This is a genomic window from Nocardiopsis coralli (genome assembly GCF_014892575.1).
In the GTDB taxonomy this organism is placed as follows: Bacteria; Actinomycetota; Actinomycetes; order Streptosporangiales; family Streptosporangiaceae; genus Nocardiopsis; species Nocardiopsis coralli.
The window spans coordinates 43668-55455 of record NZ_JADBGI010000013.1; the positions used below are offsets into that span (position 1 = coordinate 43668).

The window sequence follows — 11788 nt, forward strand, 5'->3', positions numbered from 1 at the left end:
GGGCGTTGTGGGAACTCGCAGGAGGGGACCCGGCAGAAGTGGACGTTCCCACCCCCGGCCAGACGTGAACCTCGCGTCCGAAGGGGGGCGATCGGAGACGGAAGGAAGCCGACATGGGGCCGGGCCCCGGCATCGGCACACGCGGGGCGTTCAGGACCGGTGCACGCGGGGCGTACTGGGCACACGAACCGCCGGAGGCCGGGGCTCTCCGTCTGGGGCGCAGACACGCGACGGAGGTGCGCGCGTCCCTGTGGCGCGCAGACTTTCGTCATGGGCCACACCACCGAGTGCGCTGCCCCAACAGGAAACTCTGTTGACCGGCCCCGTACCCTGTCACGGTTGCCTTGCGGTTGCCGTGCGGCGCCCAACAGCTGTGCTGCGGTTGCTTTCCCACCGTCTCGCAGTTGCTCGGGCCTCGCATGACAGTAACAAGGCCGTCTCGGGACCGGCTCAAGGCCGTTTCGAGGCTCCCTCAAAACCGCCATGAGGCATCTTCTCAGGGTATTGCTTCGAGGTCGGGCTCAGGGAAGCCTTGAGGCTGCCTTGTCCCCCGGCCCCGTCCACCCAGCGTCTGGTTCGAGGATTCGGAGGAGTCCCTCACATGCTGACCCGCCTACACGACGGCCTGAGATTGCGCACGTCGCCAGCGGTGTTCTTCGGTGCGGCCGCGGTGATCATCGCGTTCGTGCTGCTCACCGTGCTCCTGACCGAGCCAGTGGATGCAGTGGTGACCACCGCATCGGAGTGGCTCTACGCCAATCTGGGCTGGTTCTACATCTTCGGCCTCACCGCGTTCCTGGTCTTCCTGATCTATATCGCGGCAGGCCGCTTCGGCCGGGTCAAACTGGGTCCGGACGACGAACCCCCGGAGCATTCCGGTCCGACGTGGTTCGCCATGCTCTTCGCCGCAGGCATCGGAAGCATCCTCATGTTCTGGGGCGTGGCAGAACCCGTCAGCCATTTCGGTGACCCCCCGCGAGGAGAGGCCGAAGGCATCGTCGCGGGAACGACAGAAGCCGCCGCGGACGCGATGAATTTTGCGTTCTACCACTTCACCCTGCACACCTGGGCGATCTTCACACTGCCGGCGCTGTGCTTTGCGTACTTCATCCACAAGCGCAACCTGCCCCCGCGCGTCAGCTCGATCTTCCAGCCGCTTCTCGGTGAGCGGATCCACGGGCCGATCGGCCGGACCATCGACGTCATCGCGATCGTCGGTACCGTCTTCGGCGTCGCGGTCTCCCTCGGGCTGGGCGCCCTGCAGATCAACGCCGGGATCAACCGCGTGCTCGGGGTCCCCGAGAGCGCCGTGTGGCAGCTGGTCATCATCAGCGTCGTCGGCGGAGTCGCGATGATCTCGGTCGCCCTGGGCCTGGACAAGGGCATCAAGCGCCTGTCCAACCTCAACATCATCATAGCCGTGGGCCTGCTGGTGTTCATCCTGCTGGCCGGCTCCACACTCTTCGTGCTGAAGGGCACCGTCGAATCGCTCGGCAGTTACCTGGTGAACCTGCCGGAACTGGCCCTGTGGAACGACACCTACGCCGACACCGGATGGCAGAACGGCTGGACGGTCTTCTACTGGGCCTGGACGATCAGTTGGTCGCCGTTCGTCGGCATCTTCATCTCACGCATCTCCAAGGGCCGAACGATCCGCCAGTTCGTCGCCGGTGTGCTCCTCGTCCCGGCAAGCTTCTCGGTGCTGTGGTTCGGCATCTTCGGGATGTCGGCCATGGACATCGAGCTCAACGGCGACGGCGGACTCGTCGAGAACGTCGTGGAACAAGGTGACGTGCCCGGGGCACTGTTCTCGTTCCTGGACAACTACCCCGCCTCGACCTTCGTCTCCGTGATCGCCATCATCCTGGTGGTCATCTTCTTCATCACCTCGGTGGACTCCGCCGCGCTGGTGACGGACACGATGGCCAACGGTCACGAGGACTTCAACCCGCTGGGCCAGCGCATCTTCTGGGCCATCGCCATCGCAGTGGTCTCCGCCACGCTGCTGGTGTTCTCCGGGACCGGCGGCCTGGAGGCACTCGACAAGATCGTCGTCCTGATCGGCCTGCCGTTCTTCGTGATGGGCTACTTCCAGATGTACGCCCTGCACCGCGCGCTGCGGGAGGACTCCGGTGAGCTGCCGCCGATGCGCACACGCGAGTGGAAGAAGGTCCTGCCTCCCGAGGAGCTCGAGCGCCGCCAGGACGAGGACGAGCACGACACCTCCGAGGTCGTCGTGGAACCCGAGGCCGTCGACGACCCGCCCGTGATGCGCGACCCCTACATCGACACCGACCAGGACCGGGTCACCGGGGCGCGGGGGACACTGTCGGCGCGGACCGGCTCGGCCCGGCGCCCGCTGCACCGCAACCCCCCGAAGCGGCCGCCGCACTCCGGCGGGCATTAGGGGCGTAGGGATCAGGGGCGTTCCCGAGGGATCTCCGAGGAGATGGCCCGGGAGCTCTCCGGTCCAGAGGTCCGCCCCTGAGGCCCTTGGCCTCGGGCCTTGGGGCTTGGGACTTGGGGCTTCGTGGAGCCTGGACCCTCGTGGGGCCCGCGCGATCGAGCGCGGGCCCCACGCATTTTGAGCAGGTCCCAGACAGCTGGAGCCACATTCCAGCGGTTGAGCACGAGTCTGCTCACTACACCGGTATTCTCACGGTGGGTGGAGAGGAGACAGTGTGCCGTCGTTGCAGTTGGATATCCACTCCGAGCTTCTACCTCCTGAGAAGCAAGCGCTGGCTCGGGCCATGAGCGAGGAGTACTCGCGGATCATGGGGTCCGATCCCAAGCTGATGACCATCGTGATCCGGAATCTGCCGAACGGATCGATCTGGCATTGCACCGACGACGAGCCTGTGCCCGGCACGCTGCTCATGTGTGATGTGAGGGTCGGCCGGGACCGCGCAACGCGCCACCGCCTGGCCGACCGCCTCATCGATCTCATCACCGCACGCACCGGGGTCGGTCGGGAGGACATCAAGGTGGAGTTCACCCAGCACACCGGTGATGAGATGTTCCACCCGTTCCTCGGCGGCTTCAACCGCGATTGGGACGAGTCCGAAGCATCCGCCGACCCCTGACGTCACGCCCGGTGCGGCACGCGCAGCCCAGCGCGTGCGGTGGTCGTCGGTCCCGCCACGGGTGCGCCGCGTGGGCCCGTGTCCTACGTTCTGTCCATGCCCGAAGCCTTGGACGGACCGGAACCGCTGTACCGGCAGATCGCCGACCGCATTGCAGACCGCATCAAGGACGGGCTCGGCTGGATCGACGACAACGCCAGGGTTCCCTACTGTTTCACGACCATCGAGCCCCTGCGCAGAGCGAGTGAGAACTTCCGGTTCAGTGCCCTGCGAACATCCGGGTCCCGGTCGATCCTGCGCAGCGATGCGTACCGTACGGGGTCGATGTCCACCGTCACCAACCCGGTAACCCCTTGGCTGGGGGCGTGCGGGGAGGTGTCCTCGTCCGGGGCGTCGGTCGTGGCGACAGCCGAGCCGAGGTCGGAGCCGGCGTTCGAGTCGTCGTAGGAGCTTTGGTCCGCGCCTCGGGCCGGGCCTTCGGGCGGACTTCCGGCCGGTGAGAAGAGCGCCAAGCAGCGGTATGCGCGCACGAACCCGTTGCGCTCCTCCCGCAACAGCGACTTGAGAAGGAGCGGGGCTTCCGCGACCTGGCTACGGAGCGCCTCCACCGAGGTCCACCTCGTCCCCCATTCCCGGCTTTCCGCCTCCAGTTGGATCTCCACGAGCTCGTCGAAGCTGATCTCGCTCAGGAGGAAGTCCCGGTCGGTGGGGCGGATGGCCGACATGGGTGAGCGCTCCTCGTTGTGGACACCGGTGTCGATATCGAGTTCGGTGGGCCCGCGTTCCCGGGAAGCATCCCTCAGTCGGGCGTGCTCGGTCCAGACCTGTCGGTCCACGTTCCACATTCGCCGTTCGCCGGGCTCAGCCCGCCGATCGAGGCCGAGCGCGTGCAGGGAGCGATGACGAGGAGTGCTGGTCCAGGCACGGCAGTCGATGTCTCCGCCCCGATCGTGGGCCTACCCTGCACATGCGTTGCCCCGCCTCGGAAGGTTTCCGGGGCGGGGCCACTGTCCGGCGGGCACGGCCGCTCACGGCATGGGCCGGTCCATGACACGACTCGGGCGGGTCCACGCGGAGGGGCGCGCCCACGGCTCTGGCAGTGGCGCGCCCTCACACAGGGCGGAGTCCAGGCACTCCCACTCCTCGCGCGCGACGCGCAGGGCCGCGGCACAGGCCGCCACTCCTCCGGTCTCTCGCAGAGCCTCGGAGAGCGCGTCGTAGGTGCACGTCACCGAGTCGAGGGTGTGGTTCCCCCCGCCCGCATCCGGGCCGGCATCCGCATACGCCTCCGGATCCTCCGGATCCGCCTCCACGATCCAGTACTCGGGCACCGGAGCTCCAGAGCGCAGCAGGGCATCGAGGATCCCGAAAGCTGTGTCGGTGTAACGGAGCCGCCTGACGGCGTAGGGGGTCAGGCCCGGGCGGGCGAGCATCCGCCCGATCCTGCGGGCGAGGCCGCCGGTGTCGGGAGGACCGACGTGGGGACTTCGGGGTGCGTGTGGCGTGTGCGGGACGTGTGGAACCTGCGGTTCGCGCTCGGTCATACGGCACACCCCCGGGAGACGACGTCACGGGCAGGGCCAACACCTGCGGTGCAGTCGACGGACATGCGATCGAGGTCGGCACCGATCTCCGCCCAGGCTCCGACCTTTCGGCCGACACGAACCGTGCTCTTGCTCTCGGCCCCCGCCCCGCCCTCGGTGCCTGCGGTCCTGACAGTTAGCTGAGCTCGCCGAGCCCGCTCAGCGCGGGCATCCCGACCAAGCTCGTGAGCGCGGAGGTAGGAGCGCACGAGGTCGTTCGGGTCGTAGTCGTAGTCGCAGCCCCGGTTTCCGGCGGCTTCCACTAACACCGGGCGGGCGCCGACACCCACTGCGCCCAGCTCAGGCGCTCGGCTCGACCGCCGCGCTCCCCCGGGTTCCGGACCGAGAACGCGAGGGATATCCCGGGCATAGCGGCGCACGCGGCCCGAGCGGCAGCGCCGCGGTTCCGTTCGAAGCATCGACCGCAGAGCTGGACGCGAGGTGGTTCGCAGGGCAGTCCGCAAGGCGCTCCGGAGTTCCGCTCCGAGTTCGCGAAGGTATCCGAGAGGTGAAGTGTGCACACCGCGCGTGGGCCTCAAAAGGCGCACGGGCACGCTGCACACACCGAGTAGGGTTTGCACGTCGATCTGCTCCTGTCAGGTCGGCCATGGCCCCGGGGCGTGTGTCCGCACGCCGCCGGGGTTCTTTTCGCCCGCCCGGTTCTTCCAGGAGGGCTTCGCACCCTCCATTGAAAACTGTGATTCACCGTTTTTCAAGCGCTTTTAGTGAAGACGCAAATGTGACTACATGTCTGTGAAGTAGACATTGGCCCCAAGACGCCCTCGGTCATACGATCGGCGCATGCCCGATCCCACTGGTGACTTCAGCCCGACGATCCGCCGCCGCAGGCTCTCCGAAGAGCTCAAGCAGCTCCGGGCGGCCGCCGGGCTCACCTTGGAGCAGGCAGCGCAGAAGCTGGAGTGGAGCAGGGCCAAGATTGCCAACATCGAGACCGGGAAACGGCTCCGCCCCTACGTCACCGACATCGGCCTCCTCCTCGACGTCTACGGGGTGACCGACAGGGAGCAGCGCGAAGCGCTGTTCGAGCTGACGCGCCAGTCGCGCATCAAGGGATGGTGGACCAGGTATTCGGACTTCGCCGGTGCCTACTTCGGGCTCGAGGCCGAAGCCTCATCCATCGCGACATACCAAGTCGGAGCTGTCCCAGGGCTGCTCCAGACACCTGAGTACACAGCCGCACTCGCACGTGCCGCGCTCACACCCGAGGACGACGTCGAACGCGTCGTCGCCGCTCGGGAACGACGCCAAGGCACCTTCGAACGCCAGGCCCCGCCGACGTTGACGGCGATCATCGACGAAGCCGCTCTCGCACGGCCGGCAACGGCCGCATCCCCCGAGGTGATGCAGGCGCAGATCCGCAGCCTGCTCAAGGCGACCGAGAACCCGCACATCACCGTGCAGGTGCTGCCGTTCTCGACCGGGCTCCACGCGGGAACGGGCGGCCCCTTTGTCCTCCTCGACTTCCCCAACCCCACGGACCGGCCCGTCGTGTTCCTGGAGACCAGACACGAAGGGCTCTACCTCGAAGCCGAGCACCAGGTCACCGATTACCGCAACGTCCTGGAACATCTTCAGGACACGGCTCTCTCGCCGGCGGAGTCGCAGCAACACCTGACCCGACTCATCGACTAGGACGGACCACAGTGCACCTCCCCCACAGGCCCTCCACGCCCTGTACACCGCATGCGGAGCATGCTGCGTCTACACCGCACATGCAGCTCAACTTCCACAAGAGCAGCCACAGCACCACGGCGCAGGAGTGCGTCGAGGTCGCCGAATTCTCCTCCGGCGCTGCTGTCCGTGACACACAGCACCGGGAAGACGGGTATCTCGTCTTCTCCGCCACTGAGTGGCGGGCCGCGCTGGGCGCTCTCGGCGCACCGGCGCGTTGAAGGCACAGGCGTTCAGGGAAGCATGTGCCGGGGCAATCAACCCCGTCGACCACGGTTGTCCACAGGCCTGCGCATTCTCGTGGCGAAGGCACCGTCGAGTCCCTAAGGTCGTGCTACACCCTTCTCTCGGGAGGCACACGTGCGCTGGAAGGAGCTCCTCCCGCGATGGGTCCAGATCACCGACGAGCTCGAACGGCAGATCCAGTCCGGTCGCTACTCCCCCGGCGAGCGGGTGCCCTCGGTCCTCACGGTCATGGAGCAGTACGGCGTGGCCTCGGCGACCGCGCACAAAGCCCTTGTAGGCCTCCGCGACCGTGGGCTCACCGAGACGCATCCCGGCCTCGGCTCCTACGTGAAACGCGAGCGCGAGGAGCGCACAGAGCGCGAGGAAGATGGGCAATGAAGTCCGAGGGCGAATACGAGTCCGAGCTCGAACCCGGCTTCCGGTTCGCCGATGACGAGCCTCGGTGGACCCAGGTCGCCCGCATCATCCGTGACCAGATCCAGCGGGGCGAATTGCCGCCCGGTACCCGGGTCCCCTCCATGATCCAGATGCAGCAGGAGTACGGGATCAGCACCTCCACCGGACAGAAGGTGCACCGAGCGCTGCGCTCGGAAGGCCTGATCCGCACGCAGAGCGGCATGGGGTCGTACGTGAAGCGTCCCGACACCACCGGCTGACCGGATCAACGCGACTGAGCTGCGGGCCAGGAGACTCGGCCGACCACGCGCTCTCGGCCGTCGTTGTCCACAGGTGCCGCGCACGTATGCCCGGGTATCTGAACAGGTAAGAGCGATGCCTGGCGCCGGGGTGCCGGGTTCCGGGGGCCGAGCGCCGAACACCCAGCACCCAACGCCCAGCGCCCAGCGCCAGCCCAGGAAAAGAGGCGAAGAGACGAAGAGGCGAGGCCCCATGACAGTGACAAGCGCTTACGCCGTCATTCCAACGGCGGACCTGGCAGCCGCACGCACGTGGTGGACGCGCCTGCTGGGGCGCGAACCCGATCGGGTTCCGATGCCCACCGACCTCGAGTGGTTCTTCGCGTCGGACGGCGGATCACAGTCCTCCCCCGGGCCTACCGGGCCATCCGGTGGAGGACTCCAGGTCGTCGACGATCCCGAGCATGCAGGCGCGGGAAGCGTCACCCTCGGTGTGGACGATGTGGACGCCGAGCTCGCCGGCATCGAGGGCCGCGGCCTCGACGTTCCGCAAGCAGAGACCGTGCCCTCGGGACAGTTCCGGCTGGCGATCCTGCAGGACCCCGACGGCAACACCGTCGTGCTCGGGCAGGACCTCACCACTTGAGGGCACGCGAGTACGGGCCCGAGCCCGCCTGGGCCCGTAGCCGCCTGGGCCCGAGGTCGAGGTCGAGGGGGTTCGGGGCCGCGCCGGTTCGGGCCGCGCGGGTTCGAGGCCACGCGAGTTCGCGAGCCTCTGAACTCTGACGGGCCCGGCCGAAGGGCCGAAGGGCCGACTGCCCGACGGGCCGCATTGCCGGCTGGTCGGCTCAGGGCCTGGCCGGCCGACGCGTCCGGCAGGTGGCTGGTCGCAGGTGGCTGGCGGCCGGCCGAGACGTGGGCCTCGACAAGAAGAGGGGCCGCGCGGGCCCGGGCGCCTCCAGTTCCCCCGGGACCACGCGACCCCCTATGCGCGTTGACACGTAGACGTATTAGCGCATTGGCGCCTCTATGCTTTTACAGCTCAGCGCGTTCCACATTTGCGCGTTTGCGCGTTTGCGCACACATACGCTTGAACTCACATTTCCATGCGCCTCCGAGCGCATTCACGCAGCTGTGCACATTCACCACTCTCGCACATCAGTCTCCGCGCTTGAGAGGGAAAACCTCCAACCGGAGATTCAGCAATCAGAGGCGCGCCAAGTCGACCTCAGAATCTTCAGATTCCTCAGATCCCTCAGAGACCGAGGTAACCCAGCAGGGCGCTGATGCCGAGCTGCTCCAGGGTGACGGCGAGCAGGTTGTCGACCGCACCGGCGATGGGGGCCAGCTCAGCGGCGGAAGCCGGGGCCGAGAACGCGAACAGCATGACCGGCACGGCCGCCGCCACGGCGCCGACGCGGGCGGTGGCCGCCCAGGCGCGCGAGCGGTTCTGCGACTGGGCCTCCGGCTGCGCCTGCGGCTGCTGAGTGTCCTGCGGGGTCTGCATTTGTAGGTCCTTCCAATCCAATGAAAAATCCGCACAGAAAAGCACGGAACGCTCCGCCTTCATCACGGAACGTACGACGAATCCTGCCCCTCCCGACAAAGCAGCAGCAAGGGTGTTCACCATCAGTTGACACGGGACCAGGGAAAAGCAACCGCCCGGAAATCGAGGGAAACGTCGATGTAACCGTGGGACGAGTTGAGGGACCAATGGACCCTTGACGGCGCCCGCGTTGTGGGATCGGACAGACGGCCGTCTCGGACAGACGGCCGTCAAGGGCGCAGGGCCGGCGGAAAATCCGACGCATTCTGTCGAGCTGTCGTGCTGTCGATCCGTCGAGGCCCCGGAACGGGGCGCCGGGGAATCACGTGCAATTCCGGCCAGGCGGAAGGTGCAAGACGGAAGGCGCAAGGCGGAATGCGGAAGGCGCACGGCAGAGGGCGGCGGACCGGAAACGCCAGGAACCGACAAGAGCCGTCCGGGCGTCACCCGAGAGGCAACATCCGAACGGCTCCTACAGAGCTCCGTCTCCAACAGAACCCCGCGCCCTGCAGCGGCTCATTGAGGGGTGACGACCCGATCCGCGGTGCTGCGCAGGACGCAGAACTCGTTGCCCTGGGGGTCGGCGAGGACCGCCCACCCGGTTCCGTCGGGCTCGCGGTGGTCGGAGACCCAGGTGGCGCCGATCTCCAGAAGCCACTCCACTTCGGGGTCGCGTGAGGTCTTCGGGCGCAGGCACAGGTGCAACCGGTTCTTGATCTCCTTGGGCTCGGAGACCGTGTGGAAGAACAGGGCGGTCCCGTCCGGCATGTGGACCGCCGCGAACTCCCCGCCCGGCTCGGATTCGGGGTCCAGCGGGCCGTCGGTCACCCGGCTCCAGAACTGGGCCAGCTCGTAGGCGTCCGCGCAATCGATCGCGATGTTCTGCACTGTCGAAACCATGCGCGCCATGATCCACGGGATCCGCGCGGGAATCCATGGGATTACGGCGGATTCAACCGCCGTCTGAGGAATCGGTTCAGGGGCCGTCTCCGGGTCCGGTTCGTTCCCCGCCGATGTGCCGCAGCCACGGCCCGCTCGCGGTGAGCCAGTGCGGCACCAGGGTCACGGGGAACGGTGCCTCGGTGCGGAAGACGGCGTCACCACTGACCATGGCCGCATCCCGGTACCCGCCCTGCTCGAGCCGTAGTTCGAGCAGGCCGATGCGTTCGGCGAGCGGGTTGATGATCCAGTACGAGGGGATCCCGAACCCGGCGTACTCCGCACGCTTGGTGCTGCTGTCCCGAAAAATGCTCTCCGGCGAGATGATCTCGACGGCCAGGAGCGGGGGAACGTCGGTGTACCCGCGCGCGGGCGGGGCGCCGTCGAAGACGACCACATCCGGGATGCGATGGCTGGTGCGGGCGCTGTCGAGGTTGATCCCGGGGTTCTCCCCGATCTCGTACTCGCCACCGCAAGCGTTGTTCAGGTGTGTGGAGAGGCGGTTGGCCACCCGCATGTGGACCGAGCCCGGTGCGGCGGACACGTCAAGCCGCCCGTCGACGAGCTCGTACCGGCGTCCGTCGTCCGGCGTGTGCTCGAGGTCGTCCACGGTCAACGGGGGTTCGGGGGCGGACGGGCCTGAGTCATCAGAAGATCGTGGGTGACCATGTCGAGCAGGGTTACCTGGGTTGCTGGGCTTGCCGGTCGTCATGTCAGACATCCTGCTGCGCCGATGTGGTCGTGTGCAGGCGTTTCGGCATCCTGGAGGCTGCCCCGGGGCGCGGGCCGGGCCCGCCCCAGCCCGACGAGGTTCGGAGGAAAGGTGCCCGGACATCCGGGCCTCGGCCACCGTGCACAAAGGCTGGGCTCCGGTCGGGGCCCACCGGAGCACTCGGGAACCGCCGGAGCGTTCAGAGACGGCTGGGTCGGGTCAGGAACGGGAACGCGCCCGGGCCCACAGCGCGGAAAGCTCCACCTGCCGGTACCCCACACTCCTGTACACCTGCGTGGGCAGCGGATAGATCTCCACGTACTCGCCGTTGATGAAGACCTCGTGCCCACCGAGATCCCGCACGCGCGCGCACGCCTCCAACGCGAGCGTCCCGCCCAACCCGCGCCGGCGGTGCTCGGGCAGCACGCCCAACGGCTCCACCTCGGCCACACCGAGCGCCGGCGACCACCAGATGGTGCAGTGCGCGGCCAGGGACCCGTCCGGGGCCTCGACCAGGAGGTCCAGCGCGGGGTCGTACATCGGGTTCCGGCGCATGTCCTCGTAGAACTCCATGCAGAACCGGCTCTGGGCGTCCGGCGACACCCGCGCGGCGCGTTCCGGCGGGTAGGGGATCGAAGGCGGATGCCAGGCGGCCCGGTGCACCTGGACCCGCGCCTCGGCCTCGTCGTCGCGTACGGAACGCACTCGATAGCCCTCGGGCCAGGCGGGGGCTTCGGCGTGCTCGGCGGAACGGAACAGCCCGTGCCACGGGAACCCGGTCGGGTCCGGTGCGAAACCGGCCTGGCGGGCGAGGGAGGCGAGCACGTCATCACCGTGCCCGACACGGAGGCGCGTGGGTTCGGTCCGGGCCGAGTCGCTCTGCCCCTCTGGTGCGGTCGGATCCGGCATCGCGGGTTCCGTCGGCTCGATGATCTCCAGGGCCCAGGCGAGCAGCGCCTCCCCCGCCTCGGGGTCATGGCTCGCCCCGTAGATCTCGATCTCGGAGTCCTCGATCTCCGCCCAGGCCACGAGCGTTCCTTCTCGTTCGGCGAGGCGGGTGTGGTTACGGCGCTGCCGGGTGGCGGCCTCCCACCCGATGCCTCCGGGGTGCCGGGCCAGGGGCCACAGGCGCTCGGCCAGGTCTTGGAGGCGGACGGTGTCTTCGGGGTGGTTCCACGGGCGGAGCTCGATCACGGCGGGGCCTCGACTCTCAGGGGGGGGTGGCGGGTGTCCCGAACCATCAACCATCAGGGGGCGTTCGAACCGTTCGAACCGTTCGGGCCGTTCGGGCCGTTCGGGCCGTTCGGGCTGTTCGGACCACTCGAACGCTCTGACTGTTCGAACGATACGAG

Annotated in this window: 13 protein-coding genes; 7 read left to right on the top strand and 6 right to left on the bottom strand. The window is 67.8% G+C overall.

The features are described 5' to 3' along the window. The first annotated feature begins 601 nt into the window (after window positions 1-601). Window positions 602-2407: a BCCT family transporter gene (locus tag IDM40_RS15785; RefSeq protein ID WP_193122767.1), complete on the top strand. Its 1806-nt coding sequence runs from the start codon at window positions 602-604 to the stop codon at window positions 2405-2407. Window positions 2408-2681: 274 nt separating this feature from the next. Continuing rightward, entirely contained in the window at window positions 2682-3083 is a 402-nt protein-coding gene (locus tag IDM40_RS15790) for a tautomerase (protein ID WP_193122768.1), read from the top strand. A 206-nt stretch (window positions 3084-3289) separates the two neighbouring features. Here IDM40_RS15790 and IDM40_RS15795 read toward each other — a convergent pair whose 3' ends face one another. Then, entirely contained in the window at window positions 3290-3919 is a 630-nt protein-coding gene (locus IDM40_RS15795; protein WP_193122769.1) for a hypothetical protein, read from the bottom strand. Window positions 3920-4111: 192 nt separating this feature from the next. Then, a complete protein-coding gene (locus IDM40_RS15800; protein WP_216630881.1) occupies window positions 4112-4516 on the bottom strand; it encodes a hypothetical protein in 405 nt (134 codons plus the stop codon). 951 nt (window positions 4517-5467) lie between these two features. Here IDM40_RS15800 and IDM40_RS15805 point away from each other — a divergent pair. From IDM40_RS15805 to IDM40_RS15825, 5 genes are all read left to right on the top strand, one after another. Next, complete coding sequence (locus IDM40_RS15805) at window positions 5468-6319, top strand: helix-turn-helix domain-containing protein (RefSeq protein WP_193122770.1); 852 nt, start codon at window positions 5468-5470, stop codon at window positions 6317-6319. An 80-nt stretch (window positions 6320-6399) separates the two neighbouring features. Continuing rightward, entirely contained in the window at window positions 6400-6579 is a 180-nt protein-coding gene (locus IDM40_RS15810; protein WP_193122771.1) for a DUF397 domain-containing protein, read from the top strand. Window positions 6580-6718: 139 nt separating this feature from the next. After that, a complete protein-coding gene (locus IDM40_RS28255; protein ID WP_193122772.1) occupies window positions 6719-6982 on the top strand; it encodes a winged helix-turn-helix domain-containing protein in 264 nt (87 codons plus the stop codon). Next, window positions 6979-7260, top strand: coding sequence for a GntR family transcriptional regulator (locus tag IDM40_RS15820; RefSeq protein ID WP_193122773.1), 282 nt, complete (start codon window positions 6979-6981; stop codon window positions 7258-7260). The genes IDM40_RS28255 and IDM40_RS15820 overlap by 4 nt, the downstream gene beginning before the upstream one ends. 232 nt (window positions 7261-7492) lie before the next feature. Continuing rightward, window positions 7493-7885, top strand: a complete 393-nt coding sequence (locus IDM40_RS15825; protein WP_193122774.1) for a VOC family protein — start codon at window positions 7493-7495, stop codon at window positions 7883-7885. 609 nt (window positions 7886-8494) lie between these two features. On the opposite strand, the gene IDM40_RS15830 is transcribed toward IDM40_RS15825, so the two are convergent. The 4 genes from IDM40_RS15830 to IDM40_RS15845 all read right to left on the bottom strand — a co-directional run bounded on the left by IDM40_RS15830 (window position 8495) and on the right by IDM40_RS15845 (window position 11630). Continuing rightward, window positions 8495-8746: a hypothetical protein gene (locus tag IDM40_RS15830; RefSeq protein ID WP_193122775.1), complete on the bottom strand. Its 252-nt coding sequence runs from the start codon at window positions 8744-8746 to the stop codon at window positions 8495-8497. Between the two features lie 555 nt (window positions 8747-9301). Beyond that, a complete protein-coding gene (locus tag IDM40_RS15835) occupies window positions 9302-9685 on the bottom strand; it encodes a VOC family protein (protein WP_193122776.1) in 384 nt (127 codons plus the stop codon). 76 nt (window positions 9686-9761) lie between these two features. Beyond that, window positions 9762-10334, bottom strand: a complete 573-nt coding sequence (locus tag IDM40_RS15840) for a Uma2 family endonuclease (protein ID WP_328807039.1) — start codon at window positions 10332-10334, stop codon at window positions 9762-9764. Window positions 10335-10655: 321 nt separating this feature from the next. Next, a complete protein-coding gene (locus tag IDM40_RS15845; protein WP_193122778.1) occupies window positions 10656-11630 on the bottom strand; it encodes a GNAT family N-acetyltransferase in 975 nt (324 codons plus the stop codon). Between the last annotated feature and the right edge of the window lie 158 nt (window positions 11631-11788).